Origin of the sequence: Pseudomonas chlororaphis (assembly GCA_001023535.1) — a bacterium.
GTDB classification, from domain to species: Bacteria; Pseudomonadota; Gammaproteobacteria; order Pseudomonadales; family Pseudomonadaceae; genus Aquipseudomonas; species Aquipseudomonas chlororaphis_E.
In genome coordinates this window covers 6,160,822-6,186,101 of sequence record CP011020.1, presented here as the reverse complement: position 1 = coordinate 6,186,101, position 25,280 = coordinate 6,160,822, and the positions used below count along the sequence as shown (strand labels likewise).

General features: G+C 55.5%; 14 protein-coding genes, 3 tRNA genes, 3 rRNA genes and 2 pseudogenes. All 22 read left to right on the top strand.

Annotation, left to right across the window (positions count from 1 at the left end):
• The first annotated feature begins 11 nt into the window (after positions 1-11).
• The gene (locus tag VM99_26990; GenBank protein AKK01494.1) at positions 12-1,232 is read left to right on the top strand and encodes a CoA-transferase; all 1,221 of its coding nucleotides are present in this window, start codon (positions 12-14) and stop codon (positions 1,230-1,232) included.
• A gap of 626 nt (positions 1,233-1,858) precedes the next feature.
• A 16S ribosomal RNA gene (locus VM99_26985) occupies positions 1,859-3,402 on the top strand.
• Positions 3,403-3,474: 72 nt separating this feature from the next.
• Positions 3,475-3,551: transfer RNA gene (locus VM99_26980), tRNA-Ile, on the top strand.
• Between the two features lie 30 nt (positions 3,552-3,581).
• A tRNA-Ala gene (locus VM99_26975) sits at positions 3,582-3,657 on the top strand.
• A 240-nt stretch (positions 3,658-3,897) separates the two neighbouring features.
• Positions 3,898-6,815, top strand: a 23S ribosomal RNA gene (locus tag VM99_26970).
• 151 nt (positions 6,816-6,966) lie between these two features.
• Positions 6,967-7,082 (top strand): 5S ribosomal RNA (locus tag VM99_26965).
• The 16S, 23S and 5S rRNA genes sit together here with 2 tRNA genes alongside, the layout of an rRNA operon.
• 179 nt (positions 7,083-7,261) lie before the next feature.
• Complete coding sequence (locus tag VM99_26960) at positions 7,262-8,221, top strand: biotin--protein ligase (GenBank protein ID AKK01493.1); 960 nt, start codon at positions 7,262-7,264, stop codon at positions 8,219-8,221.
• Positions 8,211-8,960 (top strand): pantothenate kinase, encoded by a 750-nt coding sequence (locus VM99_26955; GenBank protein AKK01492.1) that lies wholly within the window; start codon positions 8,211-8,213, stop codon positions 8,958-8,960. The genes VM99_26960 and VM99_26955 overlap by 11 nt, the downstream gene beginning before the upstream one ends.
• Before the next feature lie 7 nt (positions 8,961-8,967).
• Positions 8,968-9,270 (top strand): annotated as a pseudogene (locus VM99_26950) (hypothetical protein).
• Between the two features lie 102 nt (positions 9,271-9,372).
• Positions 9,373-9,939, top strand: a pseudogene (gene tuf / locus VM99_26945) (elongation factor Tu).
• 53 nt (positions 9,940-9,992) lie between these two features.
• Positions 9,993-10,068, top strand: a tRNA-Trp gene (locus tag VM99_26940).
• Positions 10,069-10,112: 44 nt separating this feature from the next.
• Positions 10,113-10,481, top strand: coding sequence for a preprotein translocase subunit SecE (locus VM99_26935; GenBank protein AKK01491.1), 369 nt, complete (start codon positions 10,113-10,115; stop codon positions 10,479-10,481).
• Positions 10,482-10,490: 9 nt separating this feature from the next.
• Entirely contained in the window at positions 10,491-11,024 is a 534-nt protein-coding gene (locus VM99_26930) for an antitermination protein NusG (GenBank protein ID AKK01490.1), read from the top strand.
• Positions 11,025-11,141: 117 nt separating this feature from the next.
• On the top strand, positions 11,142-11,573 hold the full coding sequence (locus tag VM99_26925) for a 50S ribosomal protein L11 (protein ID AKK01489.1): 432 nt from the start codon (positions 11,142-11,144) through the stop codon (positions 11,571-11,573).
• Positions 11,573-12,268, top strand: coding sequence for a 50S ribosomal protein L1 (locus VM99_26920; GenBank protein ID AKK01488.1), 696 nt, complete (start codon positions 11,573-11,575; stop codon positions 12,266-12,268). Before VM99_26925 ends, VM99_26920 begins: the two co-directional genes overlap by 1 nt.
• A gap of 199 nt (positions 12,269-12,467) precedes the next feature.
• Positions 12,468-12,968, top strand: a complete 501-nt coding sequence (gene rplJ / locus VM99_26915; protein ID AKK01487.1) for a 50S ribosomal protein L10 — start codon at positions 12,468-12,470, stop codon at positions 12,966-12,968.
• 78 nt (positions 12,969-13,046) lie between these two features.
• Positions 13,047-13,412, top strand: a complete 366-nt coding sequence (gene rplL, locus VM99_26910; GenBank protein AKK01486.1) for a 50S ribosomal protein L7/L12 — start codon at positions 13,047-13,049, stop codon at positions 13,410-13,412.
• A gap of 219 nt (positions 13,413-13,631) precedes the next feature.
• The gene (gene rpoB, locus VM99_26905) at positions 13,632-17,705 is read left to right on the top strand and encodes a DNA-directed RNA polymerase subunit beta (protein AKK01485.1); all 4,074 of its coding nucleotides are present in this window, start codon (positions 13,632-13,634) and stop codon (positions 17,703-17,705) included.
• Between the two features lie 64 nt (positions 17,706-17,769).
• Complete coding sequence (locus tag VM99_26900) at positions 17,770-21,969, top strand: DNA-directed RNA polymerase subunit beta' (protein ID AKK01484.1); 4,200 nt, start codon at positions 17,770-17,772, stop codon at positions 21,967-21,969.
• Between the two features lie 216 nt (positions 21,970-22,185).
• Complete coding sequence (locus VM99_26895; protein ID AKK01483.1) at positions 22,186-22,557, top strand: 30S ribosomal protein S12; 372 nt, start codon at positions 22,186-22,188, stop codon at positions 22,555-22,557.
• A gap of 104 nt (positions 22,558-22,661) precedes the next feature.
• Positions 22,662-23,132, top strand: coding sequence for a 30S ribosomal protein S7 (locus tag VM99_26890; protein ID AKK01482.1), 471 nt, complete (start codon positions 22,662-22,664; stop codon positions 23,130-23,132).
• A gap of 30 nt (positions 23,133-23,162) precedes the next feature.
• Positions 23,163-25,268, top strand: coding sequence for an elongation factor G (gene fusA / locus VM99_26885; protein AKK01481.1), 2,106 nt, complete (start codon positions 23,163-23,165; stop codon positions 25,266-25,268).
• Positions 25,269-25,280 lie beyond the last annotated feature (12 nt).

Sequence of the window (25,280 nt, the reverse complement as noted above, 5' to 3'; positions counted from 1 at the left end):
GGAGAGCGGTCATGGGCGCGCTTTCGCATCTGCGGGTGCTGGACTTATCGAGAGTATTGGCCGGGCCTTGGGCCGGACAGATCCTGGCGGACCTGGGGGCGGAGGTCATCAAGGTCGAGCGCCCTGGCAATGGTGACGACACGCGTGCCTGGGGCCCGCCGTTCCTGACGGATGCGTCTGGCGAGAATACGACCGAAGCGGCTTATTACCTGTCGGCCAATCGCAACAAGCAATCGGTAACGATCGACCTCACGCGCCCGGAAGGGCAGCAACTGGTTCGGGAGCTTGCGGCCAAGTCCGACATCCTGATCGAGAATTTCAAGGTGGGCGGGCTGGCGGCTTATGGCCTGGACTATGACTCGCTGAAAGCGATCAATCCGCAACTGATCTATTGCTCGATTACCGGCTTTGGCCAGACTGGACCTTATGCCAAGCGTGCCGGGTATGACTTCATGATCCAGGGGCTCGGCGGCCTGATGAGTCTTACCGGTCGGCCTGAAGGTGACGAGGGGGCGGGCCCGGTGAAGGTCGGGGTGGCGCTGACGGATATCCTTACGGGCCTGTATTCGACCGTTGCGATTCTGGCGGCGTTGGCTCATCGCGATCAGGTGGGTGGCGGGCAGCACATTGATATGGCCCTGCTGGACGTCCAGGTGGCTTGTTTGGCCAACCAGGCGATGAACTACCTGACCACGGGGCAGGCGCCGAAGCGGTTGGGCAACGCTCATCCGAATATCGTGCCTTATCAGGATTTTCCTACGGCTGATGGCGACTTCATTCTCACCGTGGGTAATGACAGCCAGTTCCGCAAATTCGCCGAGGTGGCCGGGCAACCTCAGTGGGCCGATGATCCACGGTTTGCGACGAATAAACTGCGGGTGGCGAACCGGACGGTGCTGATCCCCTTGATTCGCCAGGCGACGGTGTTCAAGACCACGGCGCAATGGGTGGCTCAGTTGGAGCAGGCGGGTGTGCCGTGTGGGCCGATCAATGATCTGGCGCAGGTGTTCGCGGATCCACAGGTGCAGGCCCGAGGGCTGGCGGTGGAGCTGCCTCATGCGCTGGCCGGCAAAGTACCTCAAGTGGCTAGTCCGATTCGTCTGTCCGAGACGCCCGTTGAATACCGCAGCGCGCCGCCTTTGCTGGGGGAGCATACCCAGAAAGTGCTCCGGCGCGTGCTGGGGTTGGACGAGGCCGCGGTGACCGCACTCAAGGAAGCTGGCGTTCTTTGAAACCGTCCTTCTATATAAAGGGACCCCCATAAGGGTTTTCCGGGCTCACTTAACTTATTGATAGGAAAGTGAAATTAAGTGTTGACGGCAGATTCCAGACGTCTATAATTCGCCCCACTTCCGGCGCAGTCGAAACGAAAAACTCCTTGAGTTTCAATGAGTTAAACGATTTTAGGCAGTGCAGGGCTTCAGTTCATCGAAGTCCGGAAGCCGTGGATAAGGCGCTGTAGTTTGGCTTTATCAGCGGTTCGATCCTCCCGATCGAAAGCGGTGAAAAAGAGGTGTTGACAGCAGCGAACAACGCTGTAGAATTCGCCTCCCGCTAACGAGAGATCGAAAGCGCAAGTGGTTGAAGTTGTTAGTGTTTCCCACGGGAAACTTTGAAAAACTTCTTAAATAACCGCTTGACAGCAACACCGGGCGCTGTAGAATGCGCGCCTCGGTTGAGACGAAAGAATCAACCACCGCTCTTTAACAACTGAATCAAGCAATTCGTGTGGGTGCTTGTGGAGTCAGACTGCTAGTCAACAGATTATCAGCATCACAAGTTACTCCGCGAGAAATCAAAGATGTAACCAACGATTGCTGAGCCAAGTTTAGGGTTTTCTCAAAACCCAAAGATGTTTGAACTGAAGAGTTTGATCATGGCTCAGATTCGCTGGCGGCAGGCCTAACACATGCAAGTCGAGCGGTAGAGAGAAGCTTGCTTCTCTTGAGAGCGGCGGACGGGTGAGTAATGCCTAGGAATCTGCCTGGTAGTGGGGGATAACGTTCGGAAACGGACGCTAATACCGCATACGTCCTACGGGAGAAAGCAGGGGACCTTCGGGCCTTGCGCTATCAGATGAGCCTAGGTCGGATTAGCTAGTTGGTGGGGTAATGGCTCACCAAGGCGACGATCCGTAACTGGTCTGAGAGGATGATCAGTCACACTGGAACTGAGACACGGTCCAGACTCCTACGGGAGGCAGCAGTGGGGAATATTGGACAATGGGCGAAAGCCTGATCCAGCCATGCCGCGTGTGTGAAGAAGGTCTTCGGATTGTAAAGCACTTTAAGTTGGGAGGAAGGGTTGTAGATTAATACTCTGCAATTTTGACGTTACCGACAGAATAAGCACCGGCTAACTCTGTGCCAGCAGCCGCGGTAATACAGAGGGTGCAAGCGTTAATCGGAATTACTGGGCGTAAAGCGCGCGTAGGTGGTTAGTTAAGTTGGATGTGAAATCCCCGGGCTCAACCTGGGAACTGCATTCAAAACTGACTGACTAGAGTATGGTAGAGGGTGGTGGAATTTCCTGTGTAGCGGTGAAATGCGTAGATATAGGAAGGAACACCAGTGGCGAAGGCGACCACCTGGACTGATACTGACACTGAGGTGCGAAAGCGTGGGGAGCAAACAGGATTAGATACCCTGGTAGTCCACGCCGTAAACGATGTCAACTAGCCGTTGGGAGCCTTGAGCTCTTAGTGGCGCAGCTAACGCATTAAGTTGACCGCCTGGGGAGTACGGCCGCAAGGTTAAAACTCAAATGAATTGACGGGGGCCCGCACAAGCGGTGGAGCATGTGGTTTAATTCGAAGCAACGCGAAGAACCTTACCAGGCCTTGACATCCAATGAACTTTCTAGAGATAGATTGGTGCCTTCGGGAACATTGAGACAGGTGCTGCATGGCTGTCGTCAGCTCGTGTCGTGAGATGTTGGGTTAAGTCCCGTAACGAGCGCAACCCTTGTCCTTAGTTACCAGCACGTAATGGTGGGCACTCTAAGGAGACTGCCGGTGACAAACCGGAGGAAGGTGGGGATGACGTCAAGTCATCATGGCCCTTACGGCCTGGGCTACACACGTGCTACAATGGTCGGTACAGAGGGTTGCCAAGCCGCGAGGTGGAGCTAATCCCATAAAACCGATCGTAGTCCGGATCGCAGTCTGCAACTCGACTGCGTGAAGTCGGAATCGCTAGTAATCGCGAATCAGAATGTCGCGGTGAATACGTTCCCGGGCCTTGTACACACCGCCCGTCACACCATGGGAGTGGGTTGCACCAGAAGTAGCTAGTCTAACCTTCGGGAGGACGGTTACCACGGTGTGATTCATGACTGGGGTGAAGTCGTAACAAGGTAGCCGTAGGGGAACCTGCGGCTGGATCACCTCCTTAATCGACGACATCAGCTGCTCCATAAGTTCCCACACGAATTGCTTGATTCATTGAAGAAGACGAAAAGAAGCAGCCCGAAATTGGGTCTGTAGCTCAGTTGGTTAGAGCGCACCCCTGATAAGGGTGAGGTCGGCAGTTCGAATCTGCCCAGACCCACCAATTTTGTGTGGGAAACGCCTGTAGAAATACGGGGCCATAGCTCAGCTGGGAGAGCGCCTGCCTTGCACGCAGGAGGTCAACGGTTCGATCCCGTTTGGCTCCACCACTACTGCTTCTGTTTGTAGAAAGCTTAGAAATGAGCATTCCATCATTGTGATGGTGAATGTTGATTTCTAGTCTTTGACTAGTTCGTTCTTTAAAAATTTGGGTATGTGATAGAAAGATAGACTGAACGTTACTTTCACTGGTAACGGATCAGGCTAAGGTAAAATTTGTGAGTTCTCTTAATTGAGAAATTCGAATTTTCGGCGAATGTCGTCTTCACAGTATAACCAGATTGCTTGGGGTTATATGGTCAAGTGAAGAAGCGCATACGGTGGATGCCTTGGCAGTCAGAGGCGATGAAAGACGTGGTAGCCTGCGAAAAGCTTCGGGGAGTCGGCAAACAGACTTTGATCCGGAGATGTCTGAATGGGGGAACCCAGCCATCATAAGATGGTTATCTTGTACTGAATACATAGGTGCAAGAGGCGAACCAGGGGAACTGAAACATCTAAGTACCCTGAGGAAAAGAAATCAACCGAGATTCCCTTAGTAGTGGCGAGCGAACGGGGACTAGCCCTTAAGTGGCTTTGAGATTAGCGGAACGCTCTGGAAAGTGCGGCCATAGTGGGTGATAGCCCTGTACGCGAAAATCTCTTAGTCATGAAATCGAGTAGGACGGAGCACGAGAAACTTTGTCTGAATATGGGGGGACCATCCTCCAAGGCTAAATACTACTGACTGACCGATAGTGAACTAGTACCGTGAGGGAAAGGCGAAAAGAACCCCGGAGAGGGGAGTGAAATAGATCCTGAAACCGTATGCGTACAAGCAGTGGGAGCCCACTTTGTTGGGTGACTGCGTACCTTTTGTATAATGGGTCAGCGACTTATTTTCAGTGGCGAGCTTAACCGAATAGGGGAGGCGTAGCGAAAGCGAGTCTTAATAGGGCGTCTAGTCGCTGGGAATAGACCCGAAACCGGGCGATCTATCCATGGGCAGGTTGAAGGTTGGGTAACACTAACTGGAGGACCGAACCGACTACCGTTGAAAAGTTAGCGGATGACCTGTGGATCGGAGTGAAAGGCTAATCAAGCTCGGAGATAGCTGGTTCTCCTCGAAAGCTATTTAGGTAGCGCCTCATGTATCACTGTAGGGGGTAGAGCACTGTTTCGGCTAGGGGGTCATCCCGACTTACCAAACCGATGCAAACTCCGAATACCTACAAGTGCCGAGCATGGGAGACACACGGCGGGTGCTAACGTCCGTCGTGAAAAGGGAAACAACCCAGACCGTCAGCTAAGGTCCCAAAGTTATGGTTAAGTGGGAAACGATGTGGGAAGGCTTAGACAGCTAGGAGGTTGGCTTAGAAGCAGCCACCCTTTAAAGAAAGCGTAATAGCTCACTAGTCGAGTCGGCCTGCGCGGAAGATGTAACGGGGCTCAAACCATACACCGAAGCTACGGGTATCACCCTCGGGTGATGCGGTAGAGGAGCGTTCTGTAAGCCTGTGAAGGTGAGTTGAGAAGCTTGCTGGAGGTATCAGAAGTGCGAATGCTGACATGAGTAACGACAATGGGTGTGAAAAACACCCACGCCGAAAGACCAAGGTTTCCTGCGCAACGTTAATCGACGCAGGGTTAGTCGGTCCCTAAGGCGAGGCTGAAAAGCGTAGTCGATGGAAAACAGGTTAATATTCCTGTACTTCTGGTTATTGCGATGGAGGGACGGAGAAGGCTAGGCCAGCTTGGCGTTGGTTGTCCAAGTTTAAGGTGGTAGGCTGGAATCTTAGGTAAATCCGGGATTCTAAGGCCGAGAGCTGATGACGAGTTACCCTTTGGGTGACGAAGTGGTTGATGCCATGCTTCCAAGAAAAGCTTCTAAGCTTCAGGTAACCAGGAACCGTACCCCAAACCGACACAGGTGGTTGGGTAGAGAATACCAAGGCGCTTGAGAGAACTCGGGTGAAGGAACTAGGCAAAATGGCACCGTAACTTCGGGAGAAGGTGCGCCGGTGAGGGTGAAGGACTTGCTCCGTAAGCTCATGCCGGTCGAAGATACCAGGCCGCTGCGACTGTTTATTAAAAACACAGCACTCTGCAAACACGAAAGTGGACGTATAGGGTGTGACGCCTGCCCGGTGCCGGAAGGTTAATTGATGGGGTTAGCTAACGCGAAGCTCTTGATCGAAGCCCCGGTAAACGGCGGCCGTAACTATAACGGTCCTAAGGTAGCGAAATTCCTTGTCGGGTAAGTTCCGACCTGCACGAATGGCGTAACGATGGCGGCGCTGTCTCCACCCGAGACTCAGTGAAATTGAAATCGCTGTGAAGATGCAGTGTATCCGCGGCTAGACGGAAAGACCCCGTGAACCTTTACTATAGCTTTGCACTGGACTTTGAATTTGCTTGTGTAGGATAGGTGGGAGGCTTTGAAGCGTGGACGCCAGTTCGCGTGGAGCCATCCTTGAAATACCACCCTGGCAACTTTGAGGTTCTAACTCAGGTCCGTTATCCGGATCGAGGACAGTGTATGGTGGGTAGTTTGACTGGGGCGGTCTCCTCCTAAAGAGTAACGGAGGAGTACGAAGGTGCGCTCAGACCGGTCGGAAATCGGTCGTAGAGTATAAAGGCAAAAGCGCGCTTGACTGCGAGACAGACACGTCGAGCAGGTACGAAAGTAGGTCTTAGTGATCCGGTGGTTCTGTATGGAAGGGCCATCGCTCAACGGATAAAAGGTACTCCGGGGATAACAGGCTGATACCGCCCAAGAGTTCATATCGACGGCGGTGTTTGGCACCTCGATGTCGGCTCATCACATCCTGGGGCTGAAGCCGGTCCCAAGGGTATGGCTGTTCGCCATTTAAAGTGGTACGCGAGCTGGGTTTAGAACGTCGTGAGACAGTTCGGTCCCTATCTGCCGTGGACGTTTGAGATTTGAGAGGGGCTGCTCCTAGTACGAGAGGACCGGAGTGGACGAACCTCTGGTGTTCCGGTTGTCACGCCAGTGGCATTGCCGGGTAGCTATGTTCGGAATAGATAACCGCTGAAAGCATCTAAGCGGGAAACTAGCCTCAAGATGAGATCTCACTGGAACCTTGAGTTCCCTGAAGGGCCGTCGAAGACTACGACGTTGATAGGTTGGGTGTGTAAGCGCTGTGAGGCGTTGAGCTAACCAATACTAATTGCCCGTGAGGCTTGACCATATAACACCCAAGCAATTTGCTTGCCTGAAGCTGAAAAGCCCAAGAGCACCAGATTGCGGTGTGTGAAGACGAAACGAACCGAAAGTTCGAATGCACAAGACACCGACTCTATTACATACCCAATTTGCTGAAGCGAGGCCGTTTGGTCACGACTCAGTACCCGAATTTCTTGACGACCATAGAGCATTGGAACCACCTGATCCCATCCCGAACTCAGCAGTGAAACGATGCATCGCCGATGGTAGTGTGGGGTTTCCCCATGTGAGAGTAGGTCATCGTCAAGATTAAATTCCGAAACCCCAATTGCGAGAGCAGTTGGGGTTTTGTTTTGGGCGCTCGAAAAGTCTCGCAAAGGCTTGGCAGAGTGTTCGATTGAAGTCCCTCTATCACCTGCCAGCTTGCTTTCTATGCAATGGCTTTATGCATGGCTATCATGCGTGCCTCATTGTGAGGCGAGACTTGCATGCTGACGTTGTTAAAACTTCTGAAAGATGGTCGATTCCACTCGGGGGAAGCGTTAGGCGCGGCCCTGGGTGTCAGTCGTAGTGCTGTGTGGAAGCAGCTCCAGCATCTGGAGGCCGAACTGGGCCTGACAATTCACAAGGTCAGGGGTAGAGGCTATCAATTGCCGTCTCCACTGGTTCTATTGAGTGCTGACGAGATCGCGTTGAGGTCGCAGGTCTGTGCGGGTTCGGTTTTCATATCGGATACCATCGATTCTACTAATGCCGAGGCGTTGCGCCTAATCGATGCCGGGCAAGCGGCACCGTTCCTGGTTCTCTCGGAGCAGCAGACAGCAGGTAGGGGGCGCCGAGGGCGTAAGTGGGTCAGTCCATTTGCACAGAACGTTTACTACAGCCTTGTACTTCGTATCGATGGAGGGCTCCGACAGCTTGAGGGGTTGAGTCTTGTCGTGGGCTTGGCGGTCATGCAAACCTTGCGCGATCTTGGTGTCAATGGCTCTGGTTTGAAATGGCCGAATGATGTTCTTGTTGGAGCGAAGAAGGTTGCGGGCATCCTTCTTGAGTTGGTCGGGGATCCTGCTGATGTATGTCATGTAGTGCTCGGCATTGGTATTAATGCAAACATGCAGAGTGCTGCGCAAGTTGATCAGCAGTGGACATCGATACAGCTCGAAACAGGTCGTGCGGTAGATCGAAATCATCTGGTCGCTCATCTGAGTCAAGCGTTGCAGGTTTATCTGGAGCGTCATAGGGGTTCCGGCTTCTCGGTAATTCGTGAGGAGTGGGAGCGGAATCATTTATGGCAGGGTAAGGCTGTGTCGTTGATCGCAGGTGTTAACCAGGTCGATGGGGTGGTGTTGGGTGTCGACGGCCAAGGCGCGCTACGTCTCGACGTAGATGGTATTGAGAAAAAATACAGCGGTGGTGAGTTAAGCCTGAGGTTGCGTGATGATTCTTGAGCTCGACTGTGGGAATAGCTTCATTAAATGGCGAGTCCTCAAGGCAAGTCAGGCAGGCGTTTTCGCTGAGGGCGTTGTTGATTCCGATGTGGCGTTGTTGGGTGGCCTTCATTCACTGGTCGGTCTTTCGCTGCAGCACTGCAGATTAGTCAGCGTGCGCGCACAGGAAGAGACGAATCGTCTGGTAGGTGTATTGGTTGCAGCCTTTGGTGTCTCTATAAGTTGTGCAGCGCCATCGCGTGAGGTGGCGGGTGTGCGCAATGGGTATGAGGATTATGCGCGCCTGGGGCTGGATCGCTGGCTGGCGATGCTTGGGGGCTTCCAGCTAGCCTCTGGGGCATGTCTGGTGCTTGATTTTGGTACCGCAGCCACTGCTGATTTCATTGCGGCAAATGGCGAGCATCTTGGGGGGTTTATCTGCCCTGGCATGCCGCTGATGCGTAACCAGTTGCGAACCCATACCCGTAAAATACGGTATGACGACGTTGCTGCTGAGCGTGCGCTGGAAAGCCTGGTGCCTGGGCGCACGACAGCGCAAGCTGTTGAGCGAGGTTGTACGCTCATGCTTCGTGGGTTTGCGCAGTCGCAGCTGGAGCTGGCCCGTAGTTACTGGGGGGAGGACTTCTCGGTTTTCCTTACGGGTGGTGATGCGGGGCTGGTCGTGGATGCTTTGCCGGGCGCTCGCTTCGTTCCGGACTTGGTATTTGTTGGCTTGGCGATGGCGTGCCCTTTGTCTTGAGGTTTTTATGCGTTGGTTGTTTCTGCTGTTGCTGGTTCTCAATGTCTTCTATTACGTCTGGCACCAGCAGGAGGCTCCGTTGCGTGCAAAGGATGTAACGCCCCTGGCGCTATACCGGGGTTCCCAGCAGGATATTCAGTTGTTGAGTGAGTCAGGCGAGGCAATGACGCGTCGCGACCGGTCCAGAGTCCCAGAGGTGCCGGCCGGTTGTTTGTATATTGGTGGTTTTGCCAGTCAGGAGCAGGCGCAGTACCTCGAGCAGCGCCTGACTAGCCTGGATATCAAGGTAAGGATTCAGTCATTGGTTGCCGCGAACACGTAGGTCCATTTACCGCTGCGCGACGGACGCGTCTCGATACGGGTCAGGTCGATGCCATTGTCATGGAACGGCACCAACAGCTCATGGAGCGCACCGGGCTTGTTGCTCATGGAAACGATGATCGATGTCTTCTCGATCTCCGGTCGCGGTACTGTTGTGACTGGTCGTGTTGAGCGTGGCATCGTCCGCATCCAGGAAGAGGTTGAGATCGTCGGTCTGCGCGACACTCAGAAAACTACCTGCACCGGCGTTGAAATGTTCCGCAAGCTGCTCGACGAAGGTCGTGCTGGCGAGAACTGCGGCGTGCTGCTGCGCGGCACCAAGCGTGACGACGTTGAGCGTGGCCAGGTTCTGGTCAAGCCAGGCACCGTCAAGCCGCACACCAAGTTCACCGCAGAAGTTTACGTTCTGAGCAAGGAAGAAGGCGGTCGTCATACTCCGTTCTTCAAAGGCTACCGTCCACAGTTCTACTTCCGTACCACTGACGTGACTGGTAACTGCGAGCTGCCAGAAGGCGTTGAAATGGTAATGCCAGGTGACAACATCCAGATGACTGTCACTCTGATCAAGACCATCGCGATGGAAGACGGTCTGCGTTTCGCTATCCGTGAAGGCGGTCGTACCGTCGGCGCTGGCGTCGTAGCCAAAGTCATCGAGTAAACAGTTGTAATGTCTTTTTCGGGCCGGCATAATGGTCGGCCTGATTTTGTTTTAGGTCAGTAGCTCAATTGGCAGAGCGACGGTCTCCAAAACCGTAGGTTGGGGGTTCGATTCCCTCCTGACCTGCCAGATTCACTCGGTGTGTCTGGCTTTCTTTTCACAGGATCTGATAGATGACTCCTAAAGCTGAAGCTCAAGGCTCTCGCTTCGATCTGCTTAAGTGGCTAGTGGTAGTCGCTTTGGTGGTTGTTGGCGTTGTTGGCAATCAGTATTACTCTGCTTCGCCGATCCTGTACCGCGTACTTGCATTGCTCGCCATTGCTGCCGTTGCTGCCTTCGTTGGTCTGCAGACAGCCAAGGGCAAGTCTTTCTTTGTACTCGCTAAGGAAGCTCGCACCGAGATTCGTAAAGTCGTATGGCCGACTCGCCAAGAGACCACGCAGACCACGCTGATTGTCGTGGCTGTTGTCCTGGTCATGGCGTTGCTGTTGTGGGGTCTTGATTCCCTGCTCGGTTGGCTTGTTTCCTTGATTGTTGGCTAAGGGTGTCCCGTGGCTAAGCGTTGGTACGTTGTGCATGCTTACTCGGGTTACGAGAAGCATGTCATGCGCTCGCTGATTGAGCGCGTAAAGCTGGCTGGCATGGAAGACGGCTTTGGCGAGATTCTGGTCCCCACTGAAGAAGTGGTTGAGATGCGTAATGGCCAGAAGCGCAAAAGTGAACGCAAGTTCTTTCCAGGCTACGTGCTGGTACAGATGGATATGAACGAAGGGACTTGGCACTTGGTCAAGGATACCCCTCGGGTGATGGGTTTCATTGGCGGTACCGCTGATAAGCCTGCGCCAATTACTGACAAAGAGGCAGAAGCCATTCTGCGTCGTGTTGCTGATGGTAGCGACAAGCCTAAGCCGAAAACGCTGTTTGAGCCGGGTGAAGTGGTTCGCGTCACCGACGGTCCATTCGCCGACTTTAACGGTACGGTTGAAGAAGTTAACTACGAAAAGAGCCGGATCCAAGTGGCAGTGCTCATTTTCGGACGCTCTACTCCGGTAGAGCTCGAGTTCAGTCAGGTCGAAAAGGTCTGATTGAGCAGGCATCCCAACCCCGCAGCCCTAGGCTGTGGGGTTTTGTCGTCACTGGGATAAACGCGCAAGTAACCGGGGAGCCTTTCGAGGCGTTCGAACCCGTAATTGGAGTGCCTCATGGCCAAGAAGATTACCGCTTACATCAAGCTGCAAGTGAAGGCCGCTCAGGCTAACCCAAGCCCACCTGTTGGTCCTGCTCTGGGTCAGCACGGCGTGAACATCATGGAATTCTGCAAGGCTTTCAACGCCCGTACTCAGGGTCTTGAGCCAGGTCTGCCGACTCCAGTGATCATCACTGTCTACAGCGACCGTAGCTTCACTTTCGAAACAAAAAGCACCCCTGCTTCGGTTCTGCTGAAGAAGGCTGCAGGTTTGACCAGCGGTTCCGCTCGTCCAAACACCGTTAAGGTTGGCACCGTTACCCGTGCTCAGCTGGAAGAAATCGCGAAAACCAAAAACGCGGATCTGACTGCAGCTGATATGGATGCAGCCGTGCGTACTATCGCCGGTTCTGCTCGTAGCATGGGCCTTAACGTGGAGGGTGTGTAATGGCTAAGCTGACCAAGCGCCAAAAGGCTATCGCCGGCAAAATCGAAGCAGGCAAGGCCTACAACTTTGTAGACGCCGCCGCTCTGCTGGCTGAGCTGTCGACTGTCAAGTTCAGCGAGTCGTTCGACGTTGCTGTAAACCTGGGCGTTGACCCACGTAAATCCGACCAGGTCGTTCGTAGCGCTACCGTGCTGCCACACGGCACTGGCAAGACCGTTCGTGTTGCCGTGTTCACCCAGGGCCCAGCGGCTGAAGCTGCTCTGGCTGCTGGCGCTGACCGCGTAGGCATGGACGATCTGGCTGCTGAAATGAAGGGCGGCGACCTGAACTACGACGTAGTGATCGCATCCCCGGATGCCATGCGCGTTGTGGGTCAGTTGGGTCAGATCCTCGGTCCACGTGGTCTGATGCCTAACCCTAAAGTCGGCACCGTAACACCAGACGTAGCCACCGCGGTCAAGAACGCCAAGGCTGGTCAGGTTCGTTATCGCACCGACAAAAACGGCATCATCCACACTTCCGTTGGCAAGATCGGCTTCGACGCCGTCAAGCTGAAGGAAAACGTTGAAGCCCTGATCGCTGATCTGAAGCGTATCAAGCCAGCTTCCTCGAAAGGTATCTACGTCAAGCGCGTTACCCTGAGCACCACCATGGGCCCAGGTCTGGTCATCGATCAGAGCTCGCTCGACGCGTAAGACTTAAGGTTGGCGCAAGCAATTGCGTCAATCGAAAAATTGGGGTCCCTGCCTGGCGGGGGCTGTCCAAGACCGTAGGCGACGCAAGTCTTAAACCACAAGCCTACGCAGATGGTGCTCCCGGTTCCTTACCGAATCAGACACCAAAACGACATTCGGTTCCGACCGAATGAAACGGTAACAAGCAGGAGTTAAACCCGTGGCAATTAAACTCGAAGACAAGAAGGCCATCGTCGCTGAAGTCAACGAGGCTGCCAAAGCTGCTCTGTCCGCTGTCGTGGCTGATGCCCGTGGCGTAACAGTAGGCGCAATGACCGGACTCCGTAAAGAGGCTCGTGAAGCTGGCGTTTACGTACGTGTTGTACGTAACACCCTGCTCAAGCGCGCTGTTGCTGACACTGAATACAGTGTTCTCAACGACGTGTTCACCGGCCCGACCTTGATCGCGTTCTCCACCCAACATCCTGGCGCTGCTGCCCGTTTGTTCAAGGAATTCGCCAAAGGTCAGGACAAGTTCGAGATTAAGGCAGCTGCGTTCGAGGGCAAGTTCCTCGCAGCTAACCAGATCGACGTACTGGCAACTCTGCCGACCCGTGACGAAGCAATTTCTCAGCTGATGAGCGTGATTCAAGGCGCAACCAGCAAATTGGCTCGTACTCTGGCGGCATTGCGCGACCAGAAAGAAGCTGCCGCAGCCTAAGGCTCGACACTCCTTTCCGCGTTTTTTGTTTATTTCGATGGTCGCGTAGGCCGTCCCCCAATCCAGGAATTTAGATTCATGTCTATCTCTCAAAACGATATCCTCGAAGCCGTTGGCAACATGTCCGTAATGGAAGTTGTTGAGCTGATCAAAGCTTTCGAAGAAAAATTCGGCGTTACCGCTGCTGCTGCTTCTGCCGGCCCAGCTGTTGCTGTTGCTGCTGCTGAAGAGCAAACCGAGTTCAACGTTATCCTGACCGCCGCTGGCGAGAAGAAAGTTAACGTGATCAAGGCTGTTCGTGAGCTGACCGGTCTGGGCCTGAAAGAAGCCAAGGAGAAGGTTGACACCGCTCCTCAGGTCATCTCCGAAGGCGTTACCAAAGAAGTTGCTGAAGACGCCAAGAAGAAGCTGGAAGAAGCAGGCGCTGCTGTCGAAATCAAGTAATTTCGACCTTGCGTCTCCAGCCCGAGCGTTAAGCGACAGGCTGATGGCTGGTGGCTCTTGCCACCGGCCTTTTTCCGTTATTGGCAGCCGACTGGGTTGGTGCTGGTAACGAGCTGTAACCACCCGATGTGGTGGCGCAAACCATGGGGTTTGCACGATTTTCTGGCTGCTCCCGTCGGGAGAGGCCAAACAAGCAGGTGACCAAGCTGGGGAACGCTGATGGCTTACTCATATACTGAGAAAAAACGTATCCGCAAGGACTTTAGCAAGTTGCCGGACGTCATGGATGTGCCGTACCTCCTGGCCATCCAGCTGGATTCGTATCGTGAATTCTTGCAAGCGGGAGCGACTAAAGATCAGTTCCGCGACGTGGGCCTGCATGCGGCCTTCAAATCCGTTTTCCCGATCATCAGCTACTCCGGCAATGCTGCGCTGGAGTACGTCGGTTATCGCCTGGGCGAACCGGCATTTGATGTCAAAGAATGCGTATTGCGCGGTGTAACTTACGCCGTACCTTTGCGGGTAAAAGTGCGCCTGATCATTTTCGACAAAGAATCGTCGAACAAAGCGATCAAGGACATCAAAGAGCAAGAAGTCTACATGGGTGAAATCCCCCTGATGACTGAGAACGGTACCTTCGTAATCAACGGTACCGAGCGTGTAATCGTTTCCCAGCTGCACCGTTCTCCGGGCGTGTTCTTCGACCACGACCGTGGCAAGACGCACAGCTCCGGCAAACTGCTTTACTCCGCGCGCATCATTCCTTACCGCGGTTCGTGGTTGGACTTTGAGTTCGACCCGAAAGACTGCGTCTTCGTGCGTATCGACCGTCGTCGCAAGCTGCCGGCTTCGGTACTGCTGCGCGCGCTCGGCTATACCACCGAGGAAGTGCTGGACGCGTTCTACACCACCAACGTCTTCCACGTGCAGGGTGAAAACCTCAGCCTGGAACTGGTGCCTCAGCGCCTGCGTGGTGAAATCGCGGTCCTGGACATCCAGGACGACAAAGGCAAGGTTATTGTCGAGCAGGGTCGTCGTATCACCGCTCGCCACATCAACCAGCTGGAAAAAGCCGGGATCAAAGAGCTGCAGGTGCCGATGGACTACGTCCTGGGTCGCACCACGGCGAAGGCCATCGTGCATCCGGCCACTGGCGAAATCATTGCAGAGTGCAACACCGAGCTGTCCGTCGAAATCCTGGCGAAAATCGTCAAGGCTCAGGTCGTTCGTATCGAAACCCTGTACACCAACGATATCGACTGCGGTCCGTTCATCTCTGACACGCTGAAGATCGACTCCACCGGCAACCAGCTGGAAGCCCTGGTCGAGATCTATCGCATGATGCGTCCTGGCGAGCCGCCAACCAAGGATGCAGCCGAGACCCTGTTCAACAACCTGTTCTTCAGCCCTGAGCGCTATGATCTGTCTGCGGTCGGCCGGATGAAGTTCAACCGTCGTATCGGTCGTACCGAGATCGAAGGTTCGGGCGTGCTGAACAAGGATGACATCGTTGCGGTCCTCAAGACCCTGGTCGACATCCGTAACGGCAAAGGCATCGTCGATGACATCGACCACCTGGGTAACCGCCGTGTTCGCTGCGTAGGCGAAATGGCCGAGAACCAGTTCCGCGTTGGCCTGGTGCGTGTAGAGCGTGCGGTCAAGGAACGCCTGTCGATGGCTGAAAGCGAAGGCCTGATGCCGCAAGACCTGATCAACGCCAAGCCAGTGGCTGCGGCGGTGAAGGAGTTCTTCGGTTCGAGCCAGCTGTCCCAGTTCATGGACCAGAACAACCCGCTGTCCGAGATCACCCACAAGCGTCGCGTCTCCGCACTCGGCCCAGGTGGTCTGACCCGTGAGCGCGCAGGCTTCGAAGTTCGTGACGTACACCCGACCCACTACGGTCGTGTATGCCCGATCGAGACGCCGGAAGGTCCGAACATCGGTCTGATCAACTCCCTGGCAGCCTATGCGCGCACCAACCAGTACGGCTTCCTCGAGAGCCCGTACCGCGTGGTGAAAGACGCCCTGGTGACCGACGAGATCGTGTTCCTGTCCGCCATCGAAGAGGCCGATCACGTGATCGCCCAGGCTTCGGCCACGATGAACGACAAGAAAGTCCTGGTCGACGAGCTGGTTGCTGTTCGTCACCTGAACGAGTTCACCGTCAAGGCGCCGGAAGACGTCACCTTGATGGACGTGTCGCCCAAGCAGGTTGTTTCGGTGGCTGCGTCGCTGATCCCGTTCCTCGAGCACGACGACGCCAACCGTGCATTGATGGGTTCGAACATGCAGCGTCAGGCTGTACCGACCCTGCGTGCCGACAAGCCGCTGGTGGGTACCGGCATGGAACGTAACGTTGCTCGCGACTCCGGCGTTTGCGTCGTGGCTCGTCGTGGCGGTGTGATCGATTCCGTCGACGCCAGCCGTATTGTGGTTCGTGTTGCCGATGACGAAGTTGAAACGGGCGAAGCCGGTGTCGACATCTACAACCTGACCAAATACACCCGCTCCAACCAGAACACCTGCATCAACCAGCGTCCGCTGGTCAGCAAGGGTGATCGGGTTCAGCGCAGCGACATCATGGCTGACGGTCCGTCCACCGACATGGGTGAACTGGCGCTGGGCCAGAACATGCGCATCGCGTTCATGGCGTGGAACGGCTTCAACTTCGAAGACTCCATCTGCCTGTCCGAGCGTGTGGTTCAGGAAGACCGCTTCACCACGATCCACATTCAGGAACTGACCTGTGTGGCCCGTGACACCAAGCTTGGCCCAGAAGAAATCACTGCGGACATCCCGAACGTGGGTGAGGCTGCACTGAACAAGCTGGACGAAGCCGGTATCGTTTATGTGGGTGCCGAAGTCGGCGCAGGCGACATCCTGGTGGGCAAGGTCACTCCGAAAGGCGAGACCCAGCTGACGCCGGAAGAGAAACTGCTGCGTGCCATCTTCGGTGAAAAAGCCAGCGACGTGAAGGACACCTCCCTGCGTGTGCCGACTGGCACCAAGGGTACCGTCATCGACGTACAGGTCTTCACTCGCGACGGCGTCGAGCGTGATGCTCGTGCACTGTCCATCGAGAAGACTCAGCTCGACGAGATCCGCAAGGACCTGAACGAAGAGTTCCGTATCGTTGAAGGCGCGACGTTCGAACGTCTGCGTGCTGCGCTGGTTGGCCACAAGGCCGAAGGCGGCGCCGGCTTGAAGAAAGGTCAGGAAATCACCGACGAAGTCCTCGACGGTCTTGAGCACGGCCAGTGGTTCAAACTGCGCATGGCTGAAGACGCTCTGAACGAGCAGCTCGAGAAGGCGCAGGCCTACATCGTTGATCGCCGCCGTCTGCTGGACGACAAGTTCGAAGACAAGAAGCGCAAACTGCAGCAGGGCGATGACCTGGCTCCAGGCGTGCTGAAAATCGTCAAGGTCTACCTGGCAATCCGTCGTCGCATTCAGCCGGGCGACAAGATGGCCGGTCGTCACGGTAACAAAGGTGTGGTCTCGGTGATCATGCCAGTTGAAGACATGCCGCACGATGCCAATGGCACCCCGGTCGATGTGGTCCTCAACCCGTTGGGCGTACCTTCGCGTATGAACGTTGGTCAGATCCTTGAAACCCACCTGGGCCTCGCGGCCAAGGGCCTGGGTGAGAAGATCAACCGTATGGTCGAAGAGCAGCGCAAGGTCGCGGACCTGCGTAAGTTCCTACACGAGATCTACAACGAGATCGGCGGTCGCAACGAAGAGCTGGACACCTTCTCCGACCAGGAAATCCTGGACCTGGCGAAGAACCTGCGCGGCGGCGTTCCAATGGCGACTCCGGTGTTCGACGGTGCCAAGGAAAGCGAAATCAAGGCCATGCTGAAGCTGGCAGACCTGCCGGAAAGCGGCCAGATGCAGCTGTTCGACGGCCGTACCGGCAACAAGTTCGAGCGTCCGGTTACCGTTGGCTACATGTACATGCTGAAGCTGAACCACTTGGTGGACGACAAGATGCACGCTCGTTCTACCGGTTCTTACAGCCTGGTTACCCAGCAGCCGCTGGGTGGTAAGGCGCAGTTCGGTGGTCAGCGTTTCGGGGAGATGGAGGTCTGGGCGCTGGAAGCGTACGGTGCTGCCTACACTCTGCAAGAAATGCTCACAGTGAAGTCGGACGATGTGAACGGCCGGACCAAGATGTACAAAAACATCGTGGACGGCGATCACCGTATGGAGCCGGGCATGCCCGAGTCCTTCAACGTGTTGATCAAGGAAATTCGTTCCCTCGGCATCGATATCGATCTGGAAACCGAATAACACGTGACGCGAATCGAGAGCGGGGCTGTTTGGCCCGCTCTCTGCTCCGCCAGGAGGAAAGGCCTTGAAAGACCTACTGAATTTGCTGAAAAACCAGGGTCAAGTCGAAGAGTTCGACGCCATCCGTATTGGATTGGCCTCGCCTGAGATGATCCGTTCGTGGTCGTTCGGTGAAGTTAAAAAACCGGAAACCATCAACTACCGTACGTTCAAGCCTGAGCGTGACGGCCTGTTCTGCGCCAAGATCTTTGGTCCGGTCAAGGATTACGAGTGCCTGTGCGGTAAGTACAAGCGCTTGAAACACCGTGGCGTGATCTGCGAGAAGTGCGGCGTTGAAGTTGCGCTGGCCAAGGTTCGTCGTGAGCGCATGGCGCACATCGAACTGGCTTCGCCGGTTGCCCACATCTGGTTCCTGAAATCGCTGCCGTCCCGTATCGGCTTGCTGATGGACATGACCCTGCGTGATATCGAGCGTGTTCTCTACTTCGAGAGCTACGTCGTAATCGACCCGGGCATGACCACCCTTGAAAAGGGCCAGTTGCTCAACGACGAGCAATATTTCGAAGCGCTGGAAGAGTTCGGTGACGATTTCGATGCCCGCATGGGTGCCGAAGCTGTCCGTGAACTGCTGCACGCGATCGATCTGGAGCACGAGATTGGCCGTCTGCGTGAAGAAATTCCGCAAACCAACTCCGAAACCAAGATCAAGAAGCTGTCCAAGCGCCTGAAGTTGATGGAAGCCTTCCAGGGTTCCGGCAACCTGCCTGAGTGGATGGTGCTGACCGTTCTGCCGGTTCTGCCGCCAGACCTGCGTCCGCTGGTTCCGCTCGATGGCGGTCGTTTCGCGACTTCCGACCTCAACGATCTGTATCGTCGAGTGATCAACCGTAACAACCGTTTGAAGCGTCTGCTGGATCTGTCCGCTCCTGACATCATCGTGCGCAACGAAAAGCGCATGCTGCAGGAAGCTGTGGATGCCTTGCTGGATAACGGTCGTCGCGGTCGCGCTATCACCGGTTCGAACAAGCGTCCTCTGAAATCCCTGGCCGACATGATCAAGGGTAAGCAAGGTCGTTTCCGTCAGAACCTGCTCGGTAAGCGTGTTGACTACTCCGGTCGTTCGGTAATTACCGTAGGCCCGACCCTGCGTCTGCACCAGTGCGGTTTGCCGAAGAAGATGGCTCTCGAGCTGTTCAAACCGTTCATTTTCGGCAAGCTGGAAATGCGTGGTCTGGCGACCACCATCAAGGCCGCCAAGAAGATGGTCGAGCGCGAGCTGCCAGAGGTCTGGGACGTTCTCGCCGAAGTGATTCGCGAACACCCCGTGCTGCTCAACCGTGCACCGACCCTTCACCGTCTGGGCATCCAGGCGTTTGAACCAGTACTGATCGAAGGTAAGGCTATCCAGCTGCACCCGCTGGTCTGCGCTGCGTACAACGCCGACTTCGACGGTGACCAGATGGCCGTGCACGTACCGCTGACGCTGGAAGCCCAGCTCGAAGCGCGTGCGTTGATGATGTCGACCAACAACATCCTGTCGCCAGCCAACGGTGAGCCAATCATCGTGCCGTCGCAGGACGTTGTATTGGGTCTGTACTACATGACGCGTGAAGCGATCAACGCCAAGGGCGAAGGTCGTGTGTTCGCGGATCTGCAGGAAGTTGACCGTGTGTTCCGTGCCGGCGAAGCCGCACTGCATGCCAAGGTCAAGGTGCGGATCAACGAAACCGTGAACGATCGCGATGGCAACAGCGTGACCAACACCCGTATCGTCGACACCACCGTCGGCCGTGCGCTGTTGTTCCAGGTTGTGCCAAAAGGCCTGTCGTTCGATGTCGTCAACCTGCCGATGAAGAAAAAGGCGATCTCCAAGCTGATCAACCAGTGCTACCGCGTGGTTGGCTTGAAGGAAACCGTGATCTTCGCTGACCAGTTGATGTACACCGGTTTTGCCTATTCGACCATTTCCGGCGTTTCCATCGGTGTTAACGACTTCGTTATCCCGGATGAAAAAGCCCGCATCATCGGTACCGCTACCGAGGAAGTGAAAGAGATCGAAAGCCAGTATGCTTCCGGCCTGGTAACCCAGGGCGAGAAGTACAACAAGGTGATCGACCTCTGGTCCAAGGCGAACGACGAAGTTTCCAAGGCGATGATGGCCAACCTCTCGAAAGAGAAAGTCATCGACCGTCATGGCGACGAGGTCGAGCAGGAATCCTTCAACTCGATGTACATGATGGCCGACTCGGGCGCACGGGGTTCTGCTGCGCAGATCCGTCAGCTCGCCGGTATGCGTGGCCTGATGGCCAAGCCGGACGGCTCCATCATCGAGACCCCGATCACCGCGAACTTCCGTGAAGGCCTGAGCGTACTCCAGTACTTCATCTCCACGCACGGTGCTCGTAAGGGTCTTGCGGATACCGCGTTGAAAACGGCGAACTCCGGTTACCTGACACGTCGTCTGGTAGACGTAGCGCAAGACCTGGTGGTGACCGAGATCGATTGCGGCACCGAACATGGCCTGGTCATGACTCCGCACATCGAAGGCGGCGACGTGGTCGAGCCGTTGGGTGAGCGCGTATTGGGTCGTGTCATCGCCCGTGACGTATTCAAGCCAGGTACCGAGGACGTCATCGTTCCTGCCGGCACCCTGGTAGACGAGAAGTGGGTAGAGTTCATCGAGCTGAACAGCATCGATGAAGTGATCGTGCGTTCGCCGATCAGCTGCGAAACCCGCTACGGCATTTGCGCCAAGTGCTACGGCCGCGACCTGGCTCGTGGTCACCAGGTGAACATCGGTGAATCGGTCGGCGTTATCGCGGCCCAGTCCATCGGTGAGCCGGGTACCCAGCTGACCATGCGTACGTTCCACATCGGTGGTGCGGCCAGCCGGACCTCCGCGGCCGACAGCGTACAGGTGAAGAATGGCGGTACTGTCCGCCTGCACAACCTCAAGCACGTTGAGCGTGTGGACGGTCACCTGGTTGCCGTGTCCCGTTCCGGTGAACTGGCGATTGCCGACGACTTCGGTCGTGAGCGCGAGCGCTACAAGCTGCCGTATGGTGCGGTGATTTCGGTCAAGGAAGGTGACAAGGTCGACGCTGGCGCCATTGTGGCCAAGTGGGATCCGCACACTCACCCGATCGTTACCGAAATGAAAGGTACCGTGACCTACGTGGGCATGGAAGAAGGCATCACGATCAAACGTCAGACCGACGAATTGACCGGTATGACCAACATCGAAGTGCTCGATCCGAAAGATCGTCCAGCTGCTGGCAAGGACATCCGTCCTGCCGTGAAGATGGTCGACGACAACGGCAAGGATCTGTTGCTGCCAGGCACTGACGTTATCGCTCAGTACTTCCTGCCAGCCAACGCCCTGGTCGGTGTTGCGGACGGTGCGCGGATCGCGATCGGTGATGTTATCGCCCGTATCCCGCAGGAAACTTCGAAGACCCGCGACATCACCGGTGGTCTGCCGCGTGTTGCCGACTTGTTCGAAGCCCGTCGTCCGAAGGAAGCCTCGATCCTGGCTGAAGTCAGCGGCACCATCGCGTTCGGTAAGGAAACCAAGGGCAAGCGCCGTCTGGTCATTACCCCGAACGACGGTAGCGATCCGTACGAAGAGCTGATTCCGAAGTGGCGTCACCTGAACGTCTTCGAAGGCGAACAGGTCAACCGCGGCGAAGTAATCTCCGACGGTCCGAGCGATCCACACGACATCCTGCGTCTGCTGGGTGTGAGTGCGCTGGCCAAGTACATCGTGAACGAGATCCAGGACGTTTATCGCCTGCAAGGCGTGAAGATCAACGACAAGCACATCGAGACCATCTTGCGTCAGATGCTGCGTAAAGTTGAGATCTCCGAGTCCGGCGATTCCAGCTTCATCAAGGGTGACCAGATGGAACTGACTCACGTACTGGTAGAGAACGAGCGTCTGAGCACGGAAGACAAGTTTGTCGCCAAGTTCACCCGCGTTCTGTTGGGTATCACCAAGGCGTCGTTGTCCACCGAATCGTTCATCTCGGCGGCTTCCTTCCAGGAAACCACTCGCGTACTGACCGAAGCGGCGGTAACCGGCAAGCGCGATTACCTGCGCGGCCTGAAAGAAAACGTGGTCGTGGGTCGTCTGATCCCGGCCGGTACCGGTTTGGCCTATCACAGCGAGCGTAAGCGTCGCCGTGATGCAGACAAGCCGTTGCGCGTAAGCGCCAGTGAAGTGGAAGCTGCACTGACCGAAGCGCTGAACTCGAGCGGTAACTGAGTTCTGCGGTAATTGAGTGCCGGGCCCTGGTCGCCCCGTTCGGCGGATCAAGACAAATTGTCGAGATCCGGCGAGCGGGGAGGTCGGGGCCTTGCCTTGACTGGGGACAAGATCCTCTTTAGACTCTTGATCCCCTAAATTTGGCGGGAATTCGTTCCTGCCATTTTGCTTTTCTTGCAAGACAATAGCGTCGCAAGACAACAGTGGAGCTAGTAGATGGCAACTATCAACCAGCTGGTACGTCAGCCGCGTAAGCGTATCGTCGAGAAATCCGACGTACCTGCGCTGCAGAACTGCCCGCAACGTCGTGGCGTATGCACCCGCGTGTATACCACTACGCCGAAAAAACCTAACTCGGCACTGCGTAAAGTATGCCGTGTGCGCCTGACCAACGGTTTCGAGGTTTCCTCGTACATCGGCGGTGAAGGCCACAACCTGCAAGAGCACAGCGTGGTACTGATCCGCGGCGGTCGTGTAAAAGACTTGCCAGGTGTTCGTTACCACACCGTTCGCGGTTCTTTGGATACTTCCGGCGTTAAAGGTCGTAACCAGGGTCGTTCGAAATACGGTACCAAGCGTCCGAAATAATCGGCCGTTTTTTGCAGTTTTTAATTTTATTGAGTCGATAAGAGTAAGGTCGGGCACGCGTCAGCTGTCCCGGGCTAACCTGAAGACCGTTTGAGGGCTTATCAATGCCAAGACGTCGCGTAGCAGCCAAGCGTGAGATTCTGGACGATCCGAAATACGGAAGCCAGATCCTCGCCAAGTTCATGAACCACGTAATGGAAAGCGGCAAGAAAGCCGTTGCCGAACGTATCGTTTATGGCGCGCTGGAAAAAGTTAAAGAGCGTAAGAACTCCGATCCCCTGGAACTCTTCGAAAAAGCACTCGACGCCATCGCTCCGCTGGTCGAAGTGAAGTCGCGCCGCGTAGGCGGTGCTACCTACCAGGTTCCGGTTGAAGTTCGTCCGTCCCGTCGTAACGCTCTGGCCATGCGCTGGCTCGTAGACTTCGCCCGCAAGCGCGGCGAGAAGTCCATGGCTCTGCGTTTGGCTGGTGAACTGTTGGACGCTGCTGAAGGTAAAGGTGCTGCAGTTAAGAAGCGTGAAGACGTGCACCGTATGGCTGAAGCCAACAAGGCTTTCTCGCACTACCGCTTCTAATTTTAGCGTCACTCAATTTGCGAGGGCTTTATGGCTCGTACTACACCGATTAACCGCTACCGTAACATCGGTATCGTCGCTCACGTGGATGCTGGTAAAACCACCACCACCGAGCGCGTCCTTTTTTACACCGGCAAAAGTCACAAAATGGGCGAGGTGCATGACGGCGCCGCGACCACAGACTGGATGGTGCAGGAGCAGGAGCGTGGTATTACCATTACCTCTGCTGCCATCACCGCCTTCTGGAAGGGTTCCGAGAAGCAGTACCCACACGAGCATCGCTTCAACGTCATCGATACCCCGGGCCACGTAGACTTCACCATTGAAGTTGAGCGTTCCCTGCGTGTACTCGACGGCGCGGTCGTTGTGTTCTGCGGTACTTCGGGTGTTGAGCCTCAGTCGGAAACCGTATGGCGTCAGGCCAACAAATACGGCGTTCCACGTCTTGTTTACGTAAACAAGATGGACCGTGCTGGTGCCAACTTCCTGCGCGTGATCGGTCAGATCAAGCAGCGTCTGGGTCACACTCCGGTGCCTATCCAGCTCGCTATCGGTTCGGAAGACAACTTCCAGGGCCAGATCGACCTGATCAATATGCAAGCGGTTTACTGGAATGACTCCGACAAGGGCATGGTCCCTGTTCGCAAGGACATCCCGGCCGAGCTGTTGGAAGAAGCCGAGCAGTGGCGCAGCAACATGGTCGAGGCTGCGGCCGAAGCCAATGAAGAGCTGATGAACAAGTACCTCGAGGGCGAAGAGCTCACCATCGAGGAAATCAAGGCCGCTCTGCGTCAGCGTACTATCGCTGGTGAGATCGTCCTGGCTGTTTGCGGTTCTTCCTTCAAGAACAAGGGCGTTCCCCTGGTTCTCGACGCTGTTATCGACTTCCTGCCTGCTCCAACCGACATTCCTGCTATCAAGGGCTCCAACCCTGATAACGAGGAAGAGGAAATGGAGCGTCACGCAAGCGACGACGAGCCGTTCGCGGCCCTGGCGTTCAAGATCGCTACCGACCCATTCGTGGGTACCTTGACCTTCGTTCGAGTTTACTCGGGCGTGTTGGCCTCCGGCGACGGCGTGATCAACTCGGTAAAAGGCAAGAAAGAGCGCGTGGGTCGTATGGTGCAAATGCACGCAAACGCCCGTGAAGAAATCAAGGAAGTGCGCGCTGGCGACATCGCGGCCTTGATCGGCATGAAGGACGTCACCACTGGTGAGACTTTGTGCAACGCTGACAAGCCAATCATCCTGGTTCGCATGGACTTCCCAGAGCCGGTTATTTCGGTTGCCGTTGAGCCAAAAACCAAGGATGACCAGGAAAAAATGGGTATCGCTCTGGGCAAGCTTGCTCAGGAAGACCCGTCTTTCCGCGTCAAGACTGATGAAGAGACTGGTCAAACGATCATCTCCGGCATGGGCGAGCTGCACCTGGACATCCTGGTTGACCGGATGCGCCGTGAGTTCAACGTCGAAGCCAACATCGGTAAGCCTCAGGTCTCCTATCGTGAGCGCATCACGAAGAGCTGTGAGATCGAAGGCAAGTTCGTTCGTCAGTCCGGCGGTCGTGGTCAGTTCGGCCACTGCTGGATCCGTTTTGCTCCTGCTGACGAAGGTCAGGAAGGTCTGCAATTCCTGAACGAAGTCGTGGGTGGTGTGGTTCCTAAGGAATACATCCCGGCGATCCAGAAGGGTATCGAAGAGCAGATGAAGAACGGCGTTGTTGCCGGCTATCCGCTGATCGGCCTGAAGGCGACCGTGTTCGACGGTTCTTACCACGACGTCGACTCCAACGAGATGGCGTTCAAGGTGGCTGCTTCCATGGCGACCAAGCAACTGGCCCAGAAGGGCGGTGGTGAGTTGCTCGAGCCGATCATGGCCGTTGAAGTCGTTACGCCTGAAGACTACATGGGTGATGTCATGGGCGACCTTAACCGTCGTCGCGGCATGATTCTGGGTATGGAAGATACGGTTTCCGGCAAGGTCATTCGCGCCGAGGTTCCGTTGGGTGAAATGTTCGGTTACGCAACCGACGTTCGTTCCATGTCTCAGGGTCGCGCAAGCTACTCCATGGAATTCAAAAAATACAATACAGCTCCGTCGCATATCGTCGAAACTGTTACCAAAAAGCAAGGCTGATTCAGCCCTTTA